Annotated in this window: 24 protein-coding genes; 17 read left to right on the top strand and 7 right to left on the bottom strand. The window is 65.8% G+C overall.

What is annotated here, in order from left to right; all coding sequences use genetic code 11:
* Positions 1 to 215 precede the first annotated feature (215 nt).
* The gene (locus tag Harman_RS10905) at positions 216 to 1,298 is read right to left on the bottom strand and encodes a M20 family metallopeptidase (protein WP_137683832.1); all 1,083 of its coding nucleotides are present in this window, start codon (positions 1,296 to 1,298) and stop codon (positions 216 to 218) included.
* Between the two features lie 116 nt (positions 1,299 to 1,414).
* Between Harman_RS10905 and Harman_RS10900 the strand changes: the two genes are divergently transcribed.
* The 4 genes from Harman_RS10900 to Harman_RS10885 all read left to right on the top strand — a co-directional run bounded on the left by Harman_RS10900 (position 1,415) and on the right by Harman_RS10885 (position 5,244).
* Entirely contained in the window at positions 1,415 to 1,669 is a 255-nt protein-coding gene (locus Harman_RS10900) for a hypothetical protein (protein ID WP_137683831.1), read from the top strand.
* A gap of 105 nt (positions 1,670 to 1,774) precedes the next feature.
* Positions 1,775 to 3,652, top strand: coding sequence for a PINc/VapC family ATPase (locus Harman_RS10895; RefSeq protein WP_137683830.1), 1,878 nt, complete (start codon positions 1,775 to 1,777; stop codon positions 3,650 to 3,652).
* A 211-nt stretch (positions 3,653 to 3,863) separates the two neighbouring features.
* Positions 3,864 to 4,685: a YqcI/YcgG family protein gene (locus tag Harman_RS10890; protein WP_137683829.1), complete on the top strand. Its 822-nt coding sequence runs from the start codon at positions 3,864 to 3,866 to the stop codon at positions 4,683 to 4,685.
* A 1-nt stretch (position 4,686) separates the two neighbouring features.
* On the top strand, positions 4,687 to 5,244 hold the full coding sequence (locus Harman_RS10885) for a cysteine hydrolase family protein (RefSeq protein WP_137683828.1): 558 nt from the start codon (positions 4,687 to 4,689) through the stop codon (positions 5,242 to 5,244).
* 44 nt (positions 5,245 to 5,288) lie between these two features.
* On the opposite strand, the gene Harman_RS10880 is transcribed toward Harman_RS10885, so the two are convergent.
* Positions 5,289 to 5,552 (bottom strand): winged helix-turn-helix domain-containing protein, encoded by a 264-nt coding sequence (locus Harman_RS10880; protein WP_137683827.1) that lies wholly within the window; start codon positions 5,550 to 5,552, stop codon positions 5,289 to 5,291.
* A 114-nt stretch (positions 5,553 to 5,666) separates the two neighbouring features.
* Between Harman_RS10880 and Harman_RS10875 the strand changes: the two genes are divergently transcribed.
* The gene (locus Harman_RS10875) at positions 5,667 to 5,963 is read left to right on the top strand and encodes an EMC6-like membrane protein (RefSeq protein WP_394347818.1); all 297 of its coding nucleotides are present in this window, start codon (positions 5,667 to 5,669) and stop codon (positions 5,961 to 5,963) included.
* Between the two features lie 2 nt (positions 5,964 to 5,965).
* Positions 5,966 to 7,795, top strand: coding sequence for a ribosome biogenesis/translation initiation ATPase RLI (locus Harman_RS10870; RefSeq protein WP_137683826.1), 1,830 nt, complete (start codon positions 5,966 to 5,968; stop codon positions 7,793 to 7,795).
* A gap of 46 nt (positions 7,796 to 7,841) precedes the next feature.
* Here the strand turns inward: Harman_RS10870 and Harman_RS10865 are convergent, their stop codons facing one another.
* Both Harman_RS10865 and Harman_RS10860 read right to left on the bottom strand, forming a co-directional pair.
* The gene (locus Harman_RS10865; protein WP_137683825.1) at positions 7,842 to 8,057 is read right to left on the bottom strand and encodes a hypothetical protein; all 216 of its coding nucleotides are present in this window, start codon (positions 8,055 to 8,057) and stop codon (positions 7,842 to 7,844) included.
* 68 nt (positions 8,058 to 8,125) lie between these two features.
* Positions 8,126 to 8,647 carry an archaemetzincin family Zn-dependent metalloprotease gene (locus tag Harman_RS10860; RefSeq protein ID WP_137683824.1) on the bottom strand — a complete coding sequence of 174 codons (522 nt, stop codon included), beginning with the start codon at positions 8,645 to 8,647 and terminating at the stop codon, positions 8,126 to 8,128.
* Between the two features lie 30 nt (positions 8,648 to 8,677).
* Between Harman_RS10860 and Harman_RS10855 the strand changes: the two genes are divergently transcribed.
* From Harman_RS10855 to npdG, 4 genes are all read left to right on the top strand, one after another.
* Positions 8,678 to 9,091: a UPF0146 family protein gene (locus Harman_RS10855; RefSeq protein ID WP_137683823.1), complete on the top strand. Its 414-nt coding sequence runs from the start codon at positions 8,678 to 8,680 to the stop codon at positions 9,089 to 9,091.
* 19 nt (positions 9,092 to 9,110) lie between these two features.
* Positions 9,111 to 9,983 carry a TIGR01548 family HAD-type hydrolase gene (locus Harman_RS10850; protein ID WP_137683822.1) on the top strand — a complete coding sequence of 291 codons (873 nt, stop codon included), beginning with the start codon at positions 9,111 to 9,113 and terminating at the stop codon, positions 9,981 to 9,983.
* A 78-nt stretch (positions 9,984 to 10,061) separates the two neighbouring features.
* Positions 10,062 to 10,451 carry a hypothetical protein gene (locus Harman_RS10845; RefSeq protein WP_137683821.1) on the top strand — a complete coding sequence of 130 codons (390 nt, stop codon included), beginning with the start codon at positions 10,062 to 10,064 and terminating at the stop codon, positions 10,449 to 10,451.
* 53 nt (positions 10,452 to 10,504) lie between these two features.
* The gene (npdG, locus tag Harman_RS10840; protein WP_137683820.1) at positions 10,505 to 11,173 is read left to right on the top strand and encodes an NADPH-dependent F420 reductase; all 669 of its coding nucleotides are present in this window, start codon (positions 10,505 to 10,507) and stop codon (positions 11,171 to 11,173) included.
* A gap of 283 nt (positions 11,174 to 11,456) precedes the next feature.
* On the opposite strand, the gene Harman_RS10835 is transcribed toward npdG, so the two are convergent.
* A complete protein-coding gene (locus Harman_RS10835; protein WP_121511428.1) occupies positions 11,457 to 11,723 on the bottom strand; it encodes a thioredoxin domain-containing protein in 267 nt (88 codons plus the stop codon).
* Positions 11,724 to 11,838: 115 nt separating this feature from the next.
* Here Harman_RS10835 and Harman_RS10830 point away from each other — a divergent pair, with 115 nt between their 5' ends.
* The 3 genes from Harman_RS10830 to Harman_RS10820 are packed head-to-tail and all read left to right on the top strand — an operon-like array spanning position 11,839 to position 13,816.
* Entirely contained in the window at positions 11,839 to 12,000 is a 162-nt protein-coding gene (locus Harman_RS10830) for a preprotein translocase subunit Sec61beta (RefSeq protein ID WP_137683819.1), read from the top strand.
* Positions 12,001 to 12,044: 44 nt separating this feature from the next.
* Positions 12,045 to 12,419 carry a DUF7532 family protein gene (locus Harman_RS10825; RefSeq protein ID WP_137683818.1) on the top strand — a complete coding sequence of 125 codons (375 nt, stop codon included), beginning with the start codon at positions 12,045 to 12,047 and terminating at the stop codon, positions 12,417 to 12,419.
* Positions 12,416 to 13,816, top strand: a complete 1,401-nt coding sequence (locus Harman_RS10820; protein WP_137683817.1) for a DUF402 domain-containing protein — start codon at positions 12,416 to 12,418, stop codon at positions 13,814 to 13,816. The genes Harman_RS10825 and Harman_RS10820 overlap by 4 nt, the downstream gene beginning before the upstream one ends.
* 30 nt (positions 13,817 to 13,846) lie before the next feature.
* Here Harman_RS10820 and Harman_RS10815 read toward each other — a convergent pair whose 3' ends face one another.
* Together Harman_RS10815 and Harman_RS10810 are read right to left on the bottom strand one after the other, a co-directional pair.
* Entirely contained in the window at positions 13,847 to 15,265 is a 1,419-nt protein-coding gene (locus Harman_RS10815) for an LVIVD repeat-containing protein (RefSeq protein ID WP_137683816.1), read from the bottom strand.
* A 52-nt stretch (positions 15,266 to 15,317) separates the two neighbouring features.
* Positions 15,318 to 15,899, bottom strand: coding sequence for an LURP-one-related/scramblase family protein (locus Harman_RS10810; RefSeq protein WP_137683815.1), 582 nt, complete (start codon positions 15,897 to 15,899; stop codon positions 15,318 to 15,320).
* Between the two features lie 134 nt (positions 15,900 to 16,033).
* Between Harman_RS10810 and uvrA the strand changes: the two genes are divergently transcribed.
* The 4 genes from uvrA (at position 16,034) to Harman_RS10790 (ending at position 21,947) form a co-directional block, all read left to right on the top strand.
* Positions 16,034 to 19,006 carry an excinuclease ABC subunit UvrA gene (gene uvrA / locus Harman_RS10805; RefSeq protein WP_137683814.1) on the top strand — a complete coding sequence of 991 codons (2,973 nt, stop codon included), beginning with the start codon at positions 16,034 to 16,036 and terminating at the stop codon, positions 19,004 to 19,006.
* An 82-nt stretch (positions 19,007 to 19,088) separates the two neighbouring features.
* On the top strand, positions 19,089 to 19,856 hold the full coding sequence (locus Harman_RS10800; protein ID WP_137683813.1) for a hypothetical protein: 768 nt from the start codon (positions 19,089 to 19,091) through the stop codon (positions 19,854 to 19,856).
* Positions 19,857 to 19,924: 68 nt separating this feature from the next.
* A complete protein-coding gene (locus Harman_RS10795; protein WP_137683812.1) occupies positions 19,925 to 20,896 on the top strand; it encodes a hypothetical protein in 972 nt (323 codons plus the stop codon).
* A 67-nt stretch (positions 20,897 to 20,963) separates the two neighbouring features.
* Positions 20,964 to 21,947, top strand: a complete 984-nt coding sequence (locus tag Harman_RS10790; RefSeq protein ID WP_137683811.1) for an AAA family ATPase — start codon at positions 20,964 to 20,966, stop codon at positions 21,945 to 21,947.
* The last annotated feature ends 25 nt before the right edge of the window (positions 21,948 to 21,972 follow it).

Raw genomic sequence — 21,972 nt, 5'->3', positions numbered from 1 at the left:
CCGGGAGGTGTCAGGCAGGTATAAATATGGATGAATATACAAGTATTTCGGGTTTTCTATATGAATACCCACTGTTAGAAAATCTATATGGATGTACATTCAGTATAGTCAGGATTTAGTGGAATTAATTCAGAAGTCAGCATTCAACGCCAGAGAGAAACCCGAGGACGGTTCAGGCACCACGCTGGCGACTGTAGTAGCGTTACTGTCGAAAATCAGTGCGATGGCCACGCTTCGGCGATGCGTTCATAGACCTCGCGGCAGCGTTCCAGTACGTCCAGCGAGACGCTCTCGTCGGCAGTGTGGGCCTCACCGGGTTCGGCCGCACCGACAATCACGCAGTCCGTACCGGCCTGGGCGAGCCAGCCGGCATCGGTCGCGTGCGGTTTGACCACGTGCTCGGGCGCGCCATCCTGCGCCGCAGTCGCCGCGTTAAGCACCGTGTCGGCGAACTCGGCGTCGCTGCAGGCCATCGGCGGGAGGTCCTGGTCGACGCGCCAAGTGACGCCGTCGATGGCTTCCACCCTGTCAAGCGGCGCGCGCTCGCCGGGGACCGTCCGCTCGTCGACCGTGGCCTCACAGTGCTCGGGAATGACGTTCCAGGCCGACCCGCCGTCGATTTCGGTGACGGCGACGCTCCCACGCAGGTCGTGGCCCAGGACCGTCGTCTCAGGGAAATCGAGGTCCCGGACCATGTCGACGGCGTCGGTCGCGCGGTAGATGGCGTTCGCGCCCGCTTCGGGTTCGCTGGCGTGGGCCGCCGCGCCCTCGGCGACGATGGTTGACCCCCGTCGGCCCTTGTGAGCCACTGCTACGTCGGTGACGCCGTCGCCGGAGTAGCCGGTCGACCCCTCCCCGACGACGGCGTAGTCGGGCGCGAAGCCGTCCTCGATGGCGGCCTGGCAACCGACCCCGCCCTGCTCCTCGCCGACGAAGGAGGCGAAGACGAGTTCGCTGGCGGGGTCGGCGTCCCGGAATGCCAGCATCGCCGCGGCGACACAGCCTTTCATGTCCGCTGTGCCGCGGCCATAGAGGCGGCCGTCGCGTTCCTCGACGACGTACTCGCCGTCGGTATCTACCTGTGAGCCGTCCGGCGGGACTACGTCGTGGTGGCCGACGAGCGCCAGCGATGTGTCGCCCTGCCCTTTGCGAGCGATGACGTTGCCGTGGTCGTCGCGGGTGACCCGCGCGTCGGTGTTGGTTTCAAGCCACTGCCGGATAGACTTCCCGGCAGCCGCTTCGTCGTCGTGACTGGGTATCGAAACGAGATCGCGAGTCAGCGACGTGAGCGTGGCCATACCGTGGGTCGGGGACCGGGACGGCAAAAAGTCATGGACAGGAGCGGATTGCCATGTTTAGAGGCCTAAACGATTCGGTAGTCCAGATTTATTTACCAGGTACGTACGTAGTGGTGATGAGTTCGGAAATCACGGTCGAGGGGGTCACAACCGCGGAAGTCAGCGAGCTGAAGCGGGCCGTCCGCGGCAACACGGGCGTCGACATCGTCGAGGCGAACGCCGAAACGGTCGAACTCGTGGGCGAACAGGAGGGGCTCCGGGAGCTGGACCGGACACTATGGGTCCGTGAGCTGGCGGCCAATCAGTACGGACAGCCGTCGCTTGCGTCGGTTGACCGGAGCGTCCGGACGCAACTCCGGAAGGCCGTCTGAGTCGGCTGCGGTACAGCGTTTGTCCCGTTTTGCGGCGTCGGTGAACGGAACCGAGGTGCGTGTGGACTCCACACCCTTATCAACGGCAGTCTCCAACGGCCCGATATGGAAATCGTACCGGACACGAGCGTGGTCATCGACGGCCGCGTGTCCGACCAAGTGAAGGCCGATGCCGACCCTGACACCGATGTCGACGGCATGGGCTTTGCCGGCGCGACGGTCGTGGTCCCCGAAGCCGTCGTCGGCGAACTCGAAGCACAGGCGAACGACGGCCGCGAGACCGGCTGGGAGGGGCTTGAGGAGCTACAGACGCTCGTCGACCTGGCCGAGGAAGGGACAATCGACGTAGAGTACGTCGGCCGGCGGCCCGACGCCATCGAGAAGCGCGAAGCCGGCGAGGGCCAGATCGACGCGCTCATCCGAGACATCGCCGGTGACCGCGACGCGACGCTCGTGACCAGCGACGACGTGCAGGCACAGGTCGCCCGCGCGAAGGGGCTCGCAGTCGAGTTCGTCGAGCCGATCAAGCGGACGGTCGACCGCCTCCAGATCGAGAACTTCTTCGACGAGGGGACGATGAGCGTCCACCTCAAGGTCGGCGTCCAGCCCTACGCCAAGAAGGGCTCTATCGGCGATATGCAGTACACGCCGATCCGCGACGACCCCGCGACTGAGAGCGAGCTCCGAGAGTACGCCGCCGACATCGAGGAGAGCGCGCGCGCCTCGCCCGACGGCTTCCTCGAACTCGACGAGCCGGGGATGACAATCACCCAGTTCCGGGACTACCGCATCGCTATCGCGCGGCCGCCATTCGCCGACGCACTCGAAATCACGGCCGTCCGGCCAATCGTCAAGACCGAACTGGACGACTACGAGTACGCGGACCAGCTCCGGGACCGCTTCACCGAACACCAGCGCGGCGTCCTCATCTCCGGCTCACCCGGGGCCGGGAAGTCGACCTTTGCCCAGGCCGTCGGGGAGTTCCTCGTCGACGCCGACTACGCGGTCAAGACGATGGAGAAACCCCGGGACCTCCAGGTCGGGCCGAACATCACGCAGTACACCGAACTCGGCGGCTCGATGGAGAAGACCGCCGACTCGCTGCTGATGGTCCGACCGGACTACACCATCTACGACGAGGTGCGCAAAACCGACGACTTCGAAGTGTTCGCTGACATGCGCCTGGCCGGCGTCGGCATGGTCGGCGTCGTCCACGCGACCCGCGCCATCGACGCGCTCCAGCGGCTCATCGGCCGCGTCGAACTGGGACTCATTCCCCAGATTGTCGACACCGTCGTCTACATCGAAGCCGGTGAGGTCCACACCGTCTACGACGTGACGACCGAGGTCAAGGTCCCGCAGGGCCTCATGGAAGACGACCTCGCGCGACCGGTCATCATGGTCAAGGACTTCGAGACCAACCGACCGGAGTTCGAGATTTACACCTTCAACAACCAGGTCGTCACGGTGCCGCTTGGCGACGAAGACGACCAGGAGGATTCGGGTGTCGACCGCCTCGCCAAGCAGGAGGTCGAGCGCGAGATTCGGTCGATTGCCCGCGGCCACGTCGAGGTCGAACTCCGTGGCCCCAACACCGCTATCGCCTGGGTCGAGGACGACGACATCTCGCAGGTCATCGGCAAGGGCGGGGGCCGCATCTCCGACGTGGAGAACCGCCTCGGCATCGACATCGACGTGCGGACCTTCGAGGAGCGACCGTCCGGACCCTCGGGCGGTCCCAAGACCGAATCCGGCGGCAAGCAGGGTGAAATCGTCCAGCCCGAAGTCACCTCTCGGCACGTCATCGTCCCGCTCGATGGCCATGCCGGCGACACCGTCGAGCTACAGGCCGACGGCGAGTACCTCTTTACCGCGACGGTCTCCCGTAGCGGCGAGATTCAGGTCTCGCGGGGGTCGGGCATCGCCGAAGAACTGGAGCGGGCCATCGACCGCGGCAGTACGATTACGGTCGTCCCGTCGTAGGAGCGTTCGATAACCGGCCGGTGCGCGGCTTCAACATCCCAGAGTTGTAGTCGATGTTGCCTGCGATATCCTCGGGACGCTCGTTCACCGCGGCGGCCACCGCTATCGAATTTTCCAGACTGACGAGATATAAGTGAACAATTGTGCCAAATACAGCAGTCGAGCTGCCGAAAGCGACAGATAAATTCCGGAGGAGCCCGACCGGCTACCCATGACCGACGCAGTCGTCGGTAGCTTACAAGACCAGGAAACACTGGCCGCCCGAGTAGAGCGCGGCGACGCGCCCGACTGGGTTGGGGCCCACTGGCGAACGTTCAGAGAGGGATTGACCGGTGAGCGAAACGGCTCCCCGTTCCCCTGTTTCTTCGGCGCGGAGTCAGTGCGAGACGGCGATCCGCTGTATACGGCTGTCCCGTCGATGAGCGACGCGGACGCGCTGTTCGACCTCGGCAGGACGCTGCTCACCTACATAGAGACCTACCAGGACCACAGCGAGCGGGCGTCGCTGGTGACGTTCTTCCGGCCGCCGGACCGACCGTTGACTGAGTCCGAGTACCACGACCGACTCTGGCATGTCCTCCAGTTTCTCCACGTTCACGACCCGGAACCGTGGCCCGAGGATATCCCGACCGACCCCGATGACCCTCACTGGGAGTTCTGTTTCGGGGGCGAGCCGATGTTTCCGACCTGTCGTGCGCCGTTCTATGACACGCGAAAGAGCCGCTACTGCCCGGTCGGGCTGGAGATCACGTTCCAGCCCCGGGCGCTGTTCGAGGACCTGAACGTCACGGCCGATACCGAGGCCGGCCAGCACGCCCGCGATGTCATCCAGGGACGGCTCGAAGCGTACGATGGCGTCTGTCCGCACGCTGATCTCGGTGACTGGGGCGTCGAGGGCGACCGTGAGTGGCCCCAGTACATGCTGTCCTCGGACGAAGACGCGTCGCCGGACGAGTGTCCGATGACCGTGACGCGCGAACATCCGAAATCGAAGTGGCTCATCGAAACGCCCGCGCCAGAGCCAGCCGACTGACATGGTCGAACTGCCCGAGACGCCGGTGCTCGTCCTCGTGGACTTCCAGCAGGGATTCGACGAGTCACGGTGGGGGACGCGGAGCAATCCCGACGCCGAGGCGAACGCCACGCGGCTGCTTACTGCGTGGCGGGAACGTGGGCTCCCGATCGTTCACGTTCGACACGACTCGACGGAGCCGAACTCGCCGCTCCGGCGCGGCGAGCCGGGGTTCGCGTTCAAGCCGGGGCTAGAGCCTGCGTCGGGCGAAGCGACGTTCGAAAAGCGCGTCAACGGCGCGTTCATCGATACCGAGCTGGAGACGTGGCTCCGCGACCATGGGTACGAGACGCTCGTCATCTGTGGTCTGACGACCGACCACTGCGTCTCGACGACGACGCGGATGGCTGAAAACCGCGGCTTCGACGTAGTCGTGCCGGGCGACGCGACGGCGACGTTCGACCGGGTGCTGGACGGTGAACGCTTCGAACCAGCACTCGTTCACCGAACCGCGCTGGCGCAACTGCGCGGTGAGTTCGCGACAATCGCGCCGACGGACGACGTGGTCGCGTCGCTGTGAGCGGTGGCTACTGACCGCAGTGCAAAACCGAGTAAGAAGGCCAGTCAGTCCGAGACAGCGGCGTCCGCTTCGGCCGGTTGGTCGACGATCTCGTAGAGGTTCTGCCGTGCGTCGGCGAAGTACACGTCTTCTTCGATAACACCGACTTCGTCGAGTCGTTCCAGAGCGTAGCGAACAGTGCGGGCCGAGAGCATCGACTCTTCGACGATGCCTTTCTGTGTCAGCGGGCCGTCGTACTCCAGAACCTTGTATACGAGCTTTGCGCTCGGCGGAAGGTCTGCGATGGCCTCCCCATCAGAGTCCGTCATTACCCGTAATCACAAGCGCCGGCCGCATAAAGATTGAGGAGTCCGTCTCGCCGGCACGAGCGCTCGCAGCACCGAACCGCGCACCTTTTGGTTGCGGGTAGTGGAACGTGTGGTATGGCTACGGAAACGGCGGACGGGATGAGCTCTCACATGCGGGGGCTCACTGTCACGACGCTGACGGCCGTCGCTGGCATCGCCGCCGCGTTCGGTTCTAACGCGTTAGCGACAGCGCCGAGCGACCCGCAAGGCGTGCTGGTCGTCGCGGTCGCTATCGCAGCACAGTTCCCGATTCTGCGGGTGATCGGCATCGACACGGACGACCTCTCGGCGAAGGACGTGCTCTACATCGGCTTCATGACCTTCTCGCTGTGGTTCGTCTCGTGGGGCATTCTTCTGACGGCGGGAGCGTAACGATGGCCGAAGACAGTATCGCAGTCGTCGACTTAGAGCGGTGTCAGCCCGACCGCTGTAACTACGAGTGCATGAACTACTGCCCGCCCAACCGCAGCGGGAAGGAATGCATCGTCAAGCGGGAAGACGAGTACGAAGAGGACGAACCCTTCGAGGGCCAGCCCGACCAGGTCCGCATCTCCGAGGAGATCTGTCTGGGCGAGTCCTGTGGCATCTGCGTGAACAAGTGCCCGTTCGACGCCATCGAGATCATCAATCTGCCCCAGGAGCTGACCGACGAGCCGGTCCACCGCTACGGGGAGAACGCCTTCGCGCTGTACGGGCTCCCAAGCCCCGCTGAGGGCCAGGTCACCGGGATTCTCGGCCCGAACGGCATCGGGAAGACCACTGCCGTCCGCATCCTCGCCGACGAGATGCAGCCCAACCTGGGCCGCTACGGCGAGGAGCCGAACTGGGACGAAATCCTCGACGAGTACCGCGGGACCGCCCTGCAGGAGTACCTCGAACAGATGCGCGACGGCGACGTGACCGTCGCTCGCAAGCCCCAGTACGTCGACCGGATTCCGGACCAGTTCGACGGGAAGGCCCGCCAGCTCCTCGACCAGACCGACGAGCGGGGCGACCTTGACTACCTCATCGAGCGCACGGGCATCGGCCCAGTCGTCGACAACCACATCGACGACCTCTCGGGCGGTGAGCTCCAGCGGGTCGCGCTCGTCGCCACGCTGGCGCGTGACGCGGACTTCTACTTCCTCGACGAGATTACGCCGTATCTGGACATCGGCCAGCGGATGACCGCTGCGCGGCTCATCCGGGAACTCGCCGAGGAGGAGGACCGCTCGATGCTCGTCGTCGAGCACGATCTCGCAATCCTGGACCTGCTCGCCGACAACATCAACGTCGCCTACGGGACCCCCGGCGCGTTCGGTATCATCACGCCGCCCAAATCCACGAAGAAGGGTATCAACGAGTATCTCTCGGGCTACCTCGAAAACGAGAACATGCGGGTCCGCCAGACGGAAATCGAGTTCGAGGAACACGCCCCGCGAACCGCCTCGACCGGCGACGTGGTCATCGAGTACCCCGAACTCCAGAAGAGCTACGGCGACGGCGAGTTCTCGCTGGATGTCGAGGCCGGCACCATCCGCGAGAGCGAAGTACTGGGCGTCGTCGGCCCGAACGGCATCGGGAAGTCGACGTTCGCCAAGATGCTGGCCGGTCGGCTCGAACCGACCGCCGGCGACATCGACACCAGCCTCGACATCGCCTACAAGCCCCAGTACATCGAAATCGACCAGCCGATGCGTGTCGACGCGTTCCTCGCGTCGATAACCGACGACTTCGGCAGCTCCTACTGGAACACCGAAATCGCACAGCCTCTCCAGCTGGAGTCGGTGATGGAACAGCAACTCACCGACCTCTCGGGCGGGGAGCGCCAGCGCGTCGCCATCGCGGCCTGCCTCTCGAAGGACGCCGACCTCTACCTGCTGGACGAGCCCTCGGCCCACCTGGACGTGGAACAGCGGGTCATGGCGACATCGGCCATCCGGCGCTACGCCGAGAACCACGACGCGACGGCGATGGTCATCGACCACGACATCTACATGATCGACCTGCTGGCCGACCGGCTGCTCGTCTTCGACGGCGAGCCGGCGAAAAACGGCCACGCAGCGCCGCCACAGGGCATGCGCGAGGGGATGAACGAGTTCCTCAAGAATCTCGATATCACCTTCCGCCGCGACGAGCGAACCTCCCGGCCACGCATCAACAAGCCCGACTCACAACTGGACCGCGAGCAGAAAAACGCCGGCGAGTACTACTACGCGCCGTAGGCCGTCCGTAGAGAAATCCTGTTCCGCGTGGCAGCGGACGCATCAGTCACGCCGCTGGATCACCACTCGCACTGGTTTCGGACCCGGCAACAGCGTCATCAAGCCCATCAGCGACTTCCTCGGGGTCGAACTCCTCGTCGGGGTCGAGTTCGCGGTCGGGCTGGTCGTCGGCCTGGGATTCAATGACCGATTCATCGCCGGTGACCGTCACGAAGATGTCTCGCAGTTCCGCGACGCGTTCGGGGGACTGACTCTTGCTCATCGCGTGTGTGTACCAGTACCACAGAAAAATATGCACCGGCCCCAAACAGTTTGGTATCCGTTCGCAGACTACAAGACGTTTCGCTGGCAGGAACCACACAGCGAGACTTCCTTCACGTCGACCTGCCGGACCGTGGGCGAGAAGTTCATCACGCAGCGCTTGTTGTCGCAGTGTTCGAGGCCGAGCGTGTGGCCGACCTCGTGGACGACCTCCTTGCGGACCCGCTGGGAGAAGATTTCGCCGGCCGAGCGGTTCGAGAAGCCGCCGTCGGAGGAGGTCTGGAGCCGATACGTGGAGATGACGCTGCCGGAACCGCCGAGATACGCGAGGCCGAAGACGTAGTTACGGCGGCGGTAGAAGAGGTCTTTCGGCGTGATAGCGATGTTCTTGCCGCCGGAGCCGACCCGGCGGGCCAGATCGATGAACTCCTCGGCGCGGTACTGGTCGCGGTCCCCATCGTACGCGCCGGCCGGAACGGACTGTGGCTCGTGCATCGAGACCTCACAGTCATAGACGGACCGGAGTCCGTCGGAGGCCTCGCGTTTGACCTGGGCCGAGACCTCGCCCACCGGCACGATGTCGACGTGCATGGGAACGCATATGCGCCCACATCTCATAAATTGTACGACGTGACCGACACCACCGGCGCGCTCGTCGACCGACTGGCGTCCGTCGATTCCGTCGTCGAGGTCGGCATCGGAAATCACCCTGACATAGCCGGCCGACTGGCCAGTCGCGGCGTCGACGTAACGGCGACGGACATCGTCAAGCGGACGGTCCCCGACGGCGTCACGTTCGTCGTTGACGACATACTTGACCCAGATTACGCCGTGTATTCAGAGTGTGACATCGTATTCGCCCGAAACCTCCCGCCGGAACTCCACCGGCCGACGCTGGCTGTCGCCGACGCCGCCGGGGCGGCGTTCTGGTTCACGACGCTGGGTGGCGACCCGCCGACAGTCCCCGTCGAGCGCGAGCAGCTCCCGGGCGGGGAGACGCTGTACCGGGCGAAAGATAGCAAGGCGCTTGAGTGAGCGTTTCCTTCGCTCACCCATGCAAGTCGACGCGGTCGTCCTCGACATCGACGGCGTGCTGGTGGACGTGGCCGACTCCTACCGCCGAGCCATCGTCGAATCCATCGACCGGGTGTACGGCGACACAATCGAGAAGTCGGCCATCCAGCAGTTCAAGGACGCCGGCGGGTTCAACAACGACTGGGAACTGACCGACGCAGCGGCGCTGTTCGTCCTCGCCGGGCACGAGTCCGCGGTCTCCGACCTGGCGGCGTTTACCGACGCTATCGCCGAGCGCGGCGGCGGCCTCGACGCGGCCGAGGCAGTCGTTCGTGACCTGCTCGATGACTCGGCCGAGAAACGGGTTTTCGACGCCTGGGACCCCGAACAGCTCCGGGATGTGTTCCAGACGCTGTATCTCGGCACGGACCTCTATCGGGATATCGAAGGCGGGGAGCCGCCGTTCGACGCGCCGGGGTACATCCACGACGAGCCGCTGCTGGTCGACGACGAGATGTTAGCTGACCTGCGAAGGCGCTTCGCCGTCGGCGTCGTCACCGGTCGCCCCGCCGCAGAAGCCGACATCGCGCTGGAGCGGGTCGGCCTCGACCTGCCGCCGGAGCACCGCTTCACCATGGACGACTGGGAGGAGGGCAAGCCCCACCCCGCCGCTTTGCGGACGCTCGCCGAGCGCTTCGACGCCGAGCGGATCGCCTTCGCCGGGGACACCCTCGACGACATGGCGACGGCGGTCAACGCCGACGAAGCCGACGAGGACCGCGTGTACTACGGGGTCGGCGTCCTGACCGGCGGGTTGACCGGCGACGCCGGCCGCCGGACGTTCGCCAACAACGGTGCGAGCGCCGTCATCGAATCGGTCACTGACCTTCCCGACCTGCTGGACGCGGCGTAGCCGGCGTCGTCGGTTTTCCAGCAACATCGCTCGACCGCAAACGGCAACGGTTTCACCGCCGGGACAGAGACCCCGAATATGCGACGACTGCCGACGTTTGGCTGGGCGTTTCTGGTGAGCATCTGGGCCGGGCTCGTCGGGGGCGCAATCATCCGCGAGCCGTCGGTCGATCTGGTGCCGCTGTACGCCATCACCTGCCAGGTTATCGGCCTGGGCGCGGCCTACTGGACGATGCGTACGTACGACGATATCTTCGAATCCATCCATCGACCGGGCCGCGTCGGACTGTTCATCATCGTCCTGTTTTTCGTGACGGTGCCGCTCTCGACGCTGTTTGATTTCGCCCTCGGACACACTTCCGCCCTCGGCGTTGGGACCCAGTGGCTCAGCTATCTGGTGGGGCTCGGGAGTGCGCTGTATATCACCTTCGCCGGCGGGTTCGACTGGGCCTGGGAAGAGTACACCTGAGCGCGCGAACCTGTCACACAACGCTTATTCAGTGGTCGGCCTACGCCGTAGATATGGACATCGCGTTGCTTGGCGGTACCGGAGACATCGGCCAAGGCCTCGCCCTCCGCTGGGCCGACGACACGAACCACACGATAATCATCGGCTCCCGGAAAGCCGAGAAAGCGGCGAACAAGGCCGAGGAGTACGAGGCGGAACTGCGCAGCCGCGGCCACGAAGACGTGGAGATCGCCGGCCTGGGTAACGAGGACGCCGCCGCCCGCGCCGACGTGGTCGTCGCCGCCGTCCCCGCCTACCACCTCACGGACACCGTCGAGGCCGTCGCTGACGAACTCGACGACACGACGCTCGTCGCCCCGGCCGTCGGGATGCAACGCGACGAGGACGGCTTCCACTACAACCGCCCCGGGGCCGGCAGCGTCACGCAACTGGCCGCCAACGCCGCCCCCGACGACACCCCTGTCGTCGGCGCGTTCCACAACCTCGCGGCCGGTCGCCTCGCCAACCTCGATGCCGACCTCGACTGGGACACCATCGTCGTCGGCGACGACACCGACGCCAAGGACACCGTCTGTGAACTCGCCGAAGGCATCGAGGGGCTTCGTGCGCTGGACGGCGGCCCCCTTGCGAATGCTGCGGAAGTCGAGGGACTGACGCCGCTGCTCATCAACGTCGCCCGGCACAACGACGGCCTGCACGACCTGGGCGTGCGGTTCCAATAGTACCTTTTTACTGCGTCGGGTTTCCTCGCGGCGCTTCGCGCCGCTGTGGGAACCACTCCTTGCAAAAATCTACGCTAAAAACGACCTTCTCGCTCCCGCTGGTCGCGAGAAGTGAAACCGCGCGCCGCCGGCGCGCGGTATGCCTGCGACGACGGCCCCGCCGCGGACAGCGATATTCTTGCTAGGCCTGCTTCGTGCCAGCCTTGCCCGTCCCCGACGCCAGCGACGAGACGCTGGCGCGGCCGCTATCGGGAAGCGTGACAAACCGCAAAAAACTGCTGCGTTACGCCGAGGCCTGCTGTAGCGCGTCGTCGATGTCGTCGGCCTGCGTGACGCCGACAAAACGCTCGACGATGCCGTCGTCGTTCTCGATGATGAGTGTCGGGAGCGAGCGGACCTGGTACTCGTTGGCAACGTCCTGCTCCTCGTCGACGTTGATCTTCTCGAACTCGACATCGGTCCACTCCTCTTCGAGGTCTTCGAGAATCGGGTCCTGCGTTTTGCACGGGCCGCACCAGTCTGCGTAGAAGTCCTTCAGTGTAACCGTCATAGTACTCTATTCGTGTTAGCCCGTGGGATCTGATAAGGGTTATCCATGTGTACCCGGCGCATGCAATCGCGGGCGACCCGAAAGGCTTACTGTCGGTGCTACGCGACCCTGAAGTATGAGTGGCAGCGACGGCGGCGGACTGATGTCCAGTGCGGGACTGGTCCGATATTTCGACGCCGAAGACCAGAACACGATCCGTATCGACCCTCGAACAATCGTCGCGACCGGCGTCCTGTTCGGCCTGCTGATGCTCGTACTGAACGCGATGATCGTGTAGGCGATTCCGCACTGTTTTCCTCCCTCCGCCACTGACTCGCGGGTATGCACTTCACGCAACGCGAACAGCAGGCGCTCCGCGACGCCGGCATCGACCAGGATACCATCGAAGCGGCCTCCGACGCGGTGGTCACAGCCACTGACGACGCGGCCGCAGCGCTCGAAGCCTTCTTCGACAGCCGCGGGACGGTGTACTCCGATATGGACATCGCCCACAGTTCCAGCGAGATTCAGGAACACACCGTCGAGTACTGCGATCTGTTCACCCACGCCGACGACATCCGGGGCTATCTGCGGTTCGACACCTGGGGCGTCCCCGTCGAGGGTGGCCGGGTCCTGACCGACGAGAAAGTAGAACTTTCACTGGGGCCGACGGTCCACGGGCGGGTCCGCTTCGCCGCCGACGAGGACGCGCTATGACCGTCCGGGTCAGGGGCATCTACGCGACGGCGCTGACCCAGTTACTGCGCGAGGCGGGCCACGAGGTCGTCCAGGCGTCGGGACCCATCGAGGACCGCTTCGACGGCGAGTTCGCCGACGAGCGGGCGGCGGTCACCGTGACGACGACGGACGACCAGCAGGGCGTCGGCGTCGTCGGTGACCGCGACGTTGCCGACCCAATCATCGACCGCCTGACCGAAATTGGCCGGGACACACTCCGCTGGGACGACCCGACGCCCGAGGGCGCGGTCTACGCAGGCACCGTGACCGAGACGCTGAGCAGCGGAGCCGTCGTCGACCTCGGCGACGGCGAGGGGTTTCTCCCGTACTCGTCATCGGACGAGCGCGTCGAGACGGGTGACACAGTTCGAGTCCAGGTCGTCGAGGCGAGCGCGCCGTGGACCGACGGCCGACCCGTGCTGGACACGACCGTCGCGGTCCGCGGGTCGCTACTCTCGCTCGTGCGCGGCGGGACCGCCAACAGGTCGGGGACCGGCGGCCCGGCGATGCTGGACGTGATTTCGGCGGAGCCACGAGAGGGTTGGAGCGTCTCGTGGGAAGCGGCGAGCGAGGACGCGAGCTTCGACGCGCTGGCCGAGGCCCTCGACGCCGCCAACGACCGCGCGGCAGCTATCGACGACGCGCTTGCGGGAGCCGACGCACCCGAGGACTGCGCCCCCACGCGCTACGACGAGGGGCTTTCGACGGCGTGGCTGTGGTTCGGCCGCGAGAGTCGGTTCGCGCTGGACGAGGCCCGGCGCGAGGTGACCGCGACAATGCCGGGCCACCACCGCGTGAAGGCCGGCGACCGGGCGGCCAGCGCCGCCGTCGACTACGTCGAGGCACTGTGTGACGACCTCGACACCGACGAGACGGACTTCCCCTTCGCTGTGACGGCCCGGCAGTTCGGCCCGCAGGTCGGTGGGTCGCTGTCGCTGGGCCACGGCAAGCCCGACGGCCGGCTCATCACGCTGGGCAGCGGCGAAGTCCAGTCGGTCAACGACGACGGAACGGTGACCATCGAGCGGGAGATGCGCGCCGGCGGTTCCTACGACGCCCTCGGCATCCCGAAGGAGGCCGGTGACATCGCCGAAACAAAAGTCAAGGAGGGCCGCTGGTGGTACCCGACGGTGTACCGCGACAGCGACGGCGAGAAGAAGGGGACCTACGTCAACGTCTGCACGCCCGTCGAGATATTCCCCGACACCGCCCGCTACGTCGACCTGCACGTCGACGTGGTGAAACACGCCGACGGGACCGTCGAGCGGGTCGACGACGACGAACTCGCCGCGGCCGTCGAGCGCGGACACGTCCCCGAACCACTGGCCGAGCGCGCCCGGAGTGTTGCGGCTGCCGTTCAGAGTGCCCTGGAGTAACGGAACGGGGCTCAGTCACGCGGTGCAGAGTCAGTCACGCCGGCGTCGGGCGCGCCACGCCACCAGTCCGACCGCCGCGACTGCCGACCCGATGCCGAAGCCGGGGCCGCCGACGCCGAGAGACGTGCCGTCAGTTCCGTCAGCGTTGCCGGTCGCATTGTTCGTGCCCGACGAGTCCGCCGTCGGCGTCCGTATCCGCGGGTCCGGGAACGTGTACAGCCCGGGCTGGACCTCCGTCCCCTGGCTCGCGTTGGTGCTGCCGGCGACAAAGCAGCCGGCGGCCCGCTGTGCGGTCCAGAAGGAGGTCGCTTCGGTGTCGCGCCACTCGAAAGCGAGTTCGGGAGTGGCCGGGTCCGTCAGGTCGTGGACCCGGACGCCGCCGTTGTACCACGCGGAGTAACAGCGGTCGGCCGTCAGTTCGAAGTTGTGGGCCGTCGTGAGAATGCCCCCCGGCGACGGGTCCGAGGTCGGCGGCGGGTCGAGCGTCGCCAGCAATTCGGCGTCGGTCGGGTCGCTGATGTCGTACAGGTCGATGCCGCTCGGGCCGCCGCTGTCGTCGTCACCGAGGTCCCACGATTCGCCGCCGACGCCCAGCAGCGATGCCTCCTCGTCGACCGTCACGAAGTGGTCGTTGCCCGGCGGCTCGCTCCGTTCGGTGCCGGGGTTCTCGATAGCGGCCAACTCCTCGGGAGAACGCCCGCGGACCTTCGCCACCAGCGAGATGTCGCTCGGGTCCGACACGTCGACAATCCACGTCCCGCCGTCCCAGTAGGCCAGATACGCCCGGTCGTTCTGCACCCACACGTCGTGCAGCGGCCAGAGGCTCGTCGGGACATCGCTCCAAGCGTCACCAGCATCGAGCAGCGACCACTCGCCGACCTCCTGTTCGGCGTCGGTATCGACCACGAGCAAGGGATTGCCGTCGCGGTCGTTCGCGGTCAGGTAGGCGTAGCGGCCGTCGAAATCGCAGTTGTGGATTCGCGTGTCCAGTTCGACGCCCGCGATTCGCTCCGGGTCCTGCCGGTCGCTCACGTCGAAGACGACGAAGCCGTGGGCTCCGTCGGCGGGGTGGGCCGGCCCGGCAGCCAGCAGCCGCGAATCGCTGACAGCGAGGTCCTGCACGCGCTGTATCGGGCCGTTGTCGCTGTCGGCCAGCAGGTCGGTTCGCTGGCTGAGCGGTCGGGGACTGGTCGGCGTGACGAGGTCGACGAGCGCGATGCCGTCCCCCGTCGCGACGTAGGCCGTGTGCCCGTCGGGGCTGGTGACGACCTCGTACACCGTCTCCATCTCCAGCACGCCAAGCGGGTCCTCGCCAGTCGGGGTGTCGGAGGCCGCTGGCTCGGCCGTCCCGTCACCGGTCGGCGTCGGATGGCCGTTGGCTGTCCCGGTCGCCAGCCCGACACCTGTGCCTGCGAGGGCGAGTCGTCGGAGGACCGTCCGGCGGCGCATAGCCGTCCCTGGGGGAGCCAAGGCAAGAAGGATTCCGGTGCCCGCGGGCCAGTTAGTTCCCCTGAATCGCGTCGATGACCATCGCCGCCGCGATGATCGGCTCTTTCGGGACCGTGCTGGCGTCGTCGATGGTGATTTCGTAGCGGTCCTTCAGCGAGAACTGTCCGTCGATGTTGCCGACGTGGTTGCCGTCCTGGTCGGTGATCTCGTACTTGTGGGGGATCCACCCGCCGAACGGGACGACGTTGCGAGCGATGGTCACGAGCGCGCCCTGGGAGTTGATTTCGGCGATCTTCGCCTCGGTGCTGGCGTCCCGAATCTTCCACGTGTCCTGGAAGATGGAGTAGTCGTTGTCGAGGATGACGATGTCCTCGCCGGTCTTGGAGTCGGTGAGAACGTAGTTCCCGGCTACATCGATGATACCGCCGGCCTTGACCTGGAACACCTCGTTGTCGTTTGCGTCGACGAACGGGAACTCCTCTTTCATCTTCAGCATCTTCTGTTTCCCGCGGAGGACGACGTTCCCGGCGGCGTCCATCGCCTTGTACTTGTTGCGGACCAGGCTCTGTTCGACTGTGTAGCTGTCGTCAGAGAGGTCGATACCTTTGATATCGTAGTCGCTTGTCGTACCCATACGAATCTCATATCCGATATTCGTGGTAAATCTTTCGCCACATCGGCCAAAATAAAGACGGGGCCGTGCTGAGAGTCGTCTGTCGAGACCCGAACCGACAGGGTTTCCCCCCTGCCGGCCAAGTAAAATCCAAGATGAGCAAGGATACAATCGAGGTCCGAGGGGCCGAGGAACACAACCTCAAGGACGTCGACGTGGAGATTCCCCGCGAGGAACTGACAGTCGTCACCGGGCTGTCGGGGTCGGGCAAATCCTCGCTCGCATTCGAGACGGTGTACGCCGAAGGCCAGCGGCGCTACATCGAATCGCTGTCGGCCTACGCACGGAACTTCCTGGGCCAGATGGACAAGCCCCAGGTCGAGAACGTCGAAGGGCTCTCGCCGGCTATCTCTATCGACCAGAAGAACGCCGCCAACAATCCCCGCTCGACGGTCGGCACCGTCACCGAACTGCACGACTACCTCCGCCTGCTGTACGCTCGGGTCGGTACGCCCCACTGCCCGGAGTGTGGCCGCGAGGTCGGCGAGCAGTCCGCCCAGAACATGGTGTCTCGCATCCTCGAACTGCCGGAGGGAACACGCGCCAAACTGTGTGCGCCGGTCGTCCGCGACCAGAAGGGGGCCTTCGAAGACCTGTTCGACGACCTCGTGAGCGAGGGGTACAGCCGCGTCGAGGTCGACGGCGAGGAGTTCGACCTCACGCTGGACCGGCCAGAACTGGACGAGAACTACGACCACACGGTCGACGTGGTCGTGGACCGTGTGAAGATTTCGCCGGACGCTCGCTCGCGCATCACGGACTCCGTCGAAACCGCGCTCGAAGAGGCCGACGGGACGCTGAAGGTCATCCTGCCGGACCCGCCCGAGGGCGCGGCGGAAACACTCGGTGGGTCAGACGCCCGGGCGACGGGGGACCTCGCCGACGGAGAGGAGGACGAGGACGCTGCCTCGGACCGCCTCGTCGTCGAACTCTCCGAGGACCTGGCCTGCACGCACTGTGGCATCGACATCTCCGAAATCGAGACGCGGTCGTTCTCGTTCAACTCACCGCACGGGGCCTGCCCGGAGTGTGAGGGGCTGGGCGAGACCAAGGAGGTCAGCGAGGACCTCGTCATCACCGACCCGACGAAGCCGCTCAAGCACGTCTTCGAGCCCTGGAGCTACGACCGGACGTACTACTCGCGGCAACTGGACAACGTCGCCGAGCACTTCGGCGTGGACCTCTCGACGCCGTTCGAGGAACTCGACGAGTCCATCCAGCGGCAGTTCCTCTATGGCACCGACCGCATCGTCGACTTCCAGTGGCGGACGAAGAACGGCACCCGCGAGAAGAGCGAGCGCTTCGAGGGCGTCATCCCGAATCTTGAGCGGCGACACGTCGAGACGGACTCGGACCGAGCCCGCGAGCACATCGAGGAGTTCATGGCGACGACGACGTGTCCGGCCTGTGAGGGGACGCGACTCAAGGCCGAGTCGCGGGCGGTGCTCGTCGACGGGACCTCAATAACCGAGGTCAACGAGATGTCCATCAGCGACGCGCTGGCCCACTTCGAAGGGATGGAAGAGAACCTCTCGGCTCGGGATCGGAAAATCGCCGAGGAGATTCTCAAGGAAATCCGTGCCCGCCTTGGCTTCATGACCGAGGTCGGCCTGGACTACCTGACGCTTGACCGCGAGGCCTCGACGCTGTCTGGCGGTGAGAGCCAGCGCATCCGGCTGGCGACCCAAATCGGCAGCGGCCTCGTCGGCGTCCTCTACGTCCTCGACGAGCCCTCTATCGGCCTGCACCAGCGGGACAACGACCGCCTGCTGAACACCTTAGAGGAGCTTCGGGACCTCGGGAACACGTTGCTCGTCGTCGAACACGACACCGAGACGATGCGCCGCGCCGACCAGATAATCGACATGGGTCCGGGGCCGGGCAAGCGCGGTGGCGAGGTCGTCGTCAACGGGCCGATGGACGAGGTCATCGACACCGAGGCGTCGGTGACCGGCGAGTACCTCTCGGGCGAGCGGACGATTCCAGTACCGGAGAGCCGCCGCGAGGCCGACGGCGAACTCACCGTCCGGGGCGCTCGCCAGCACAACCTCGCGGACCTCGACGTGTCCATCCCGCTGGGGACGTTCACCGCCATCACGGGTGTCTCGGGGTCGGGCAAGTCGACGCTGATGCACGACGTGCTGTACAAGGGACTGGTCCGTCGGATGAACGACACCGATGTGAACCCCGGCGAGCACGACGCCATCGACGGCCTCGACAACATCGAGACGGTGCGGCTCATCGACCAGTCGCCCATCGGCCGGACACCGCGCTCGAACCCGGCGACCTACACCAACGTCTTCGACCACATCCGCGAACTGTTCGCCGAGACCAGCCTCGCCAAGCAGCGGGGCTACGAGAAGGGTCGATTCTCGTTCAACGTCAAAGGCGGCCGCTGTGAGGGGTGTGGCGGCCAGGGGACGGTCACCATCGACATGAACTTCCTCTCAGACGTGACGGTCCCCTGTGAGGAGTGTGGCGGCGCGCGTTACAACGACGAGACGCTGGACGTGACCTACAAGGGCGCGACCATCGCCGACGTGCTGGAGATGACCGTCGAGGAGGCCTACGACTTCTTCGAGAGCCACAGCGGCATCCGCCGCCGGCTGGAACTCCTGAAGGACGTGGGACTCGATTACATGCGGCTGGGCCAGCCCTCGACGACCCTGTCAGGTGGCGAGGCCCAGCGCGTCAAGCTCGCCGAGGAACTGGGCAAGAAGGACTCGGGCGAGACACTGTACCTGCTCGATGAGCCCACGACCGGGCTCCACCCCGAGGACGAACGCAAACTCATCGACGTGCTTCACCGGCTCACCGACGACGGCAACACGGTGGTCGTCATCGAGCACGAACTCGACCTCGTGAAAAACGCCGACCACATCATCGACCTCGGTCCCGAGGGCGGCGAGAACGGCGGCGAACTCGTCGCACAGGGGACGCCGGAGGCGGTGGCCCGGAGCGAGGAATCCTACACCGGGCAGTACCTCCGGGACCTGCTGCCGAACGTCGAGCTTGAGGGGCCACGCGCCGACCGCGACGTGGCACAGCCGGCCGCGGACGACGACTAATCGGTCGCCGGGTGGTCAGCCGCGGCGACCGCTGGTTCGGCCACCAACGTTTTAGTCGATAGCGAAACCTGATATAGCAGACATGGCACAGTCGACAGCGGACCGCACCGAGCGGAAACGGGGTATCGGTGGGCTGGCGAAGCAGGCGAACCCGGCCTTTGCGGCGGGCGCAGTCGCCATCCCGCTGCTCGCGTTCGCAGGGGCGCTCGCCAGCGGCAACATCCGGGCGCTGACCTACGTCCACGTGATGGCCGGGGTGCTGTGGACCGGCATCGACCTGTTCATGGGCCTCGTGCTAGGGCCGGTGCTGGGCGGCCAGGAGCCCGAGGCGCGAGCCGACTTCTTCGCCTCGTTCACGCCCAAGATGACGTTCCTGATGCCGACGCTGGCGACGGTGACTATCAGCGGCGGCATCCTGCTGGCGCTCAGGCTCGGGAAGTTCCCCAACGCCGACCCGTGGCTGGCGCTTTTGACCGCCGCGACGCTGATTCCCGTCGTTCTCCTCATTGGCTCCCAGTTCGATGCGCTGACTGATCCGAAGACGCTGGGCGTCCTCGGCGTGGCCGTCCTTGGCTCCGGCGCGTATCTTGCGACCACGCTGCCCGCCTTCGCGATGACCTCGTGGTGGATCGTCGCCACGCTCGCTATCGTGACGCTGCTGTCGGTCCAGGGCTTCGGCGTCATCCTGCCCGGAGAAATCCGCATCTACCGGCAGGTCGTCTCCGAGAACCCCGACGTTGATCTCGTCTCCGAGATCGGGATGCGAAACGCCAAACTGGGCGGCCTGCAGGGGCTCATGCAACTGGCTATTATCTTCGTGATGGTTGGGCTGCGCTGGTGGACGCCGTAGTCCGCGGTTTCGAGGCGAGGTCCCGAACCGGCGACACCGTTCTCTGTTCCCGGCTCGTGTCACTCGGTATGCACATCGCTTACGCTGCACTCTCTGACCGCGTCCTCGCCACCGACGGCGACGCCGTCGACGACTGTCTCGTGGGGCACGACATCGAGTGCGTCGCCGCGGAAGTGGCCGAACCGGAGCGTGCCTTCGTGGGCACCGTCGGCGCTGGACTCCAGCGGACGACCGACGGCGGCGCAACGTGGGAGGAAATCCTCGATGCCGGCGACCGCGTGACGAGCGTCACGGTCAGCCCACACGACGCTGACGTGGTCTGGGCCGGGGCGGAGCCGAGCGCAGTCTACCGGTCGAGCGACGGCGGGGAGACGTGGACGGAGCGACCGGGCCTGACCGACCTCGACTCGTCGGCGCGGTGGTCGTTCCCGCCGCGACCCCATACCCACCACGTCCGGTGGATTGCGCTCGCGCCGGATGACCCCGAGCAGGTGTACGCCGCCATCGAGGCCGGCGCGTTCGTCCGCAGTCCCGACGGCGGCGAGACGTGGGTGGACCACCCCGACGGCGCACGGCGGGACAACCACACGCTTGCGACCCATCCCGACGCCCCGGACCGGGTGTACACCGCCGCCGGCGACGGCTACGCCATCTCGACCGACCGCGGCGAGACGTGGACCCATCCACAGGACGGATTGGATCATCGCTACGTGTGGGGCCTGGCTGTCCATCCGGCGGACCCGGACCGTGTCGTCGTCTCGGCCGCCAGCGGCCCCCGGTCGGCCCACAGCACCAGCGGCGAGAGCTACGTGTACCGGTGGGACGACGACCGGTGGAGACAGTCGATGGACGGCCTCCCGCGACCGACGGGGTTGGCTCGGCCGGTTCTCGCCGCCGACCCGGACGGCGGCTTGCTCGCACTGACGAATCACGGCCTGTTCCAGTCGAAACGCGGGGAAACGTGGACGCGGAAAGGACCCAGCGACGAGGAATGGCCGGCCGAATACGACCAGGTCCCGAGCGGACTGGTCGTCGTCTGACCCCGTTTTCTCGGTGAGAAGCTCGGTTCATACTACTAACATATCGGCAGTCCCAGTCGGGGGTACGATGGACGTTTCAGACGCCTGTGCCGACTGTGACCGGATTCTCGATACGGTTTCTGAGAGCGTCGTCGCCGAGCGGGAGTTCCTCGAAACGGTGCTGACCGCTGTCCTCGCCCGAGGTCACGTGCTCATCGAGGACGTGCCAGGAACCGGCAAAACGCTGACCGCCCGGAGCTTCGCAACTGCGCTGGGGCTCTCCTTCTCGCGAGTGCAGTTCACGCCCGACCTCCTGCCGGCGGACGTGACCGGGACGCACGTCTACCGCGAGGGCGACGGCGAGTTCGAGTTCTCGGCGGGACCGATATTCGCCAACTTCGTGCTGGCAGACGAAATCAACCGCGCCCCGCCGAAAACACAGGCCGCGCTGCTTGAGGCGATGGCCGAGGGGCAGGTGACCGTCGACGGCGACACCCACCCGTTACCGGAGCCGTTCGTCGTCGTTGCGACCCAGAACCGCGTCGAGAGCGAGGGTGTGTTCCCCCTGCCGGAGGCCCAGCGCGACCGGTTTCTGGTCAAGACCAGCATCGGCTACCCCGAGGCCAGCGCCGAGAAGGGACTGCTTCGCCAGCGGACCGAACGGGAATCACAGACCCCCTCGACCGACGGCGTCCTCGACCCCGAGGGCGTGCGCCGCTTACAGTCCGTCCCCGAGCGAGTCACTGTCGACGACGATATTCTGAGCTACCTCATCGACATCGTCCACAGGACCCGCCAGGATGCACGCACCGACGTCGGCGTCTCGCCCCGCGGGAGCCAGCGCCTGCTGGAAGCCGCCCGGAGCCACGCGGTGATAGCGGGCCGGGAGTACGTGCGCCCGGTCGACGTACAGACCGTCGGTGAGTCAGTCCTGGCCCACCGGCTGGTTCTGACGACGGATGCGACCGTGGATGGGACGACCGCAGGCGATGTCGTCGCAGACGTGTTCGACAGCATCGCGGTCCCGACGGTGTCGCCGGCGGCCCCCGAGACGCCGGCGGCCGGGGAGTAAGTCAGATGGCGGGAGGACAATCGCT

The sequence above is a fragment of the Haloarcula mannanilytica genome, assembly GCF_005406125.1.
Classification (GTDB): Archaea; Halobacteriota; Halobacteria; order Halobacteriales; family Haloarculaceae; genus Haloarcula; species Haloarcula mannanilytica.
The sequence above is the reverse complement of the archived record's forward strand: the minus strand, read 5'-3'. Positions and strand labels throughout refer to the sequence as shown.

What these genes read in the sequence shown, in the direction of transcription:
- Harman_RS10905 (WP_137683832.1), bottom strand. Translation starts at nt 1,298, where the DNA reads ATGGCCACGCTCACGTCGCTGACTCGCGATCTCGTTTCGATACCCAGT.
- Harman_RS10835 (WP_121511428.1), bottom strand. Translation starts at nt 11,723, where the DNA reads ATGACGGTTACACTGAAGGACTTCTACGCAGACTGGTGCGGCCCGTGC.
- Harman_RS10800 (WP_137683813.1), top strand. Translation starts at nt 19,089, where the DNA reads ATGGCACAGTCGACAGCGGACCGCACCGAGCGGAAACGGGGTATCGGT.
- Harman_RS10860 (WP_137683824.1), bottom strand. Translation starts at nt 8,647, where the DNA reads ATGCACGTCGACATCGTGCCGGTGGGCGAGGTCTCGGCCCAGGTCAAA.
- Harman_RS10830 (WP_137683819.1), top strand. Translation starts at nt 11,839, where the DNA reads ATGAGTGGCAGCGACGGCGGCGGACTGATGTCCAGTGCGGGACTGGTC.
- Harman_RS10890 (WP_137683829.1), top strand. Translation starts at nt 3,864, where the DNA reads ATGACCGACGCAGTCGTCGGTAGCTTACAAGACCAGGAAACACTGGCC.
- Harman_RS10900 (WP_137683831.1), top strand. Translation starts at nt 1,415, where the DNA reads ATGAGTTCGGAAATCACGGTCGAGGGGGTCACAACCGCGGAAGTCAGC.
- Harman_RS10810 (WP_137683815.1), bottom strand. Translation starts at nt 15,899, where the DNA reads ATGGGTACGACAAGCGACTACGATATCAAAGGTATCGACCTCTCTGAC.
- Harman_RS10825 (WP_137683818.1), top strand. Translation starts at nt 12,045, where the DNA reads ATGCACTTCACGCAACGCGAACAGCAGGCGCTCCGCGACGCCGGCATC.
- Harman_RS10820 (WP_137683817.1), top strand. Translation starts at nt 12,416, where the DNA reads ATGACCGTCCGGGTCAGGGGCATCTACGCGACGGCGCTGACCCAGTTA.
- uvrA (WP_137683814.1), top strand. Translation starts at nt 16,034, where the DNA reads ATGAGCAAGGATACAATCGAGGTCCGAGGGGCCGAGGAACACAACCTC.
- Harman_RS10850 (WP_137683822.1), top strand. Translation starts at nt 9,111, where the DNA reads ATGCAAGTCGACGCGGTCGTCCTCGACATCGACGGCGTGCTGGTGGAC.
- npdG (WP_137683820.1), top strand. Translation starts at nt 10,505, where the DNA reads ATGGACATCGCGTTGCTTGGCGGTACCGGAGACATCGGCCAAGGCCTC.
- Harman_RS10795 (WP_137683812.1), top strand. Translation starts at nt 19,925, where the DNA reads ATGCACATCGCTTACGCTGCACTCTCTGACCGCGTCCTCGCCACCGAC.
- Harman_RS10790 (WP_137683811.1), top strand. Translation starts at nt 20,964, where the DNA reads ATGGACGTTTCAGACGCCTGTGCCGACTGTGACCGGATTCTCGATACG.
- Harman_RS10880 (WP_137683827.1), bottom strand. Translation starts at nt 5,552, where the DNA reads ATGACGGACTCTGATGGGGAGGCCATCGCAGACCTTCCGCCGAGCGCA.
- Harman_RS10815 (WP_137683816.1), bottom strand. Translation starts at nt 15,265, where the DNA reads ATGCGCCGCCGGACGGTCCTCCGACGACTCGCCCTCGCAGGCACAGGT.
- Harman_RS10865 (WP_137683825.1), bottom strand. Translation starts at nt 8,057, where the DNA reads ATGAGCAAGAGTCAGTCCCCCGAACGCGTCGCGGAACTGCGAGACATC.
- Harman_RS10845 (WP_137683821.1), top strand. Translation starts at nt 10,062, where the DNA reads ATGCGACGACTGCCGACGTTTGGCTGGGCGTTTCTGGTGAGCATCTGG.
- Harman_RS10885 (WP_137683828.1), top strand. Translation starts at nt 4,687, where the DNA reads ATGGTCGAACTGCCCGAGACGCCGGTGCTCGTCCTCGTGGACTTCCAG.
- Harman_RS10875 (WP_394347818.1), top strand. Translation starts at nt 5,667, where the DNA reads ATGGCTACGGAAACGGCGGACGGGATGAGCTCTCACATGCGGGGGCTC.
- Harman_RS10895 (WP_137683830.1), top strand. Translation starts at nt 1,775, where the DNA reads ATGGAAATCGTACCGGACACGAGCGTGGTCATCGACGGCCGCGTGTCC.
- Harman_RS10870 (WP_137683826.1), top strand. Translation starts at nt 5,966, where the DNA reads ATGGCCGAAGACAGTATCGCAGTCGTCGACTTAGAGCGGTGTCAGCCC.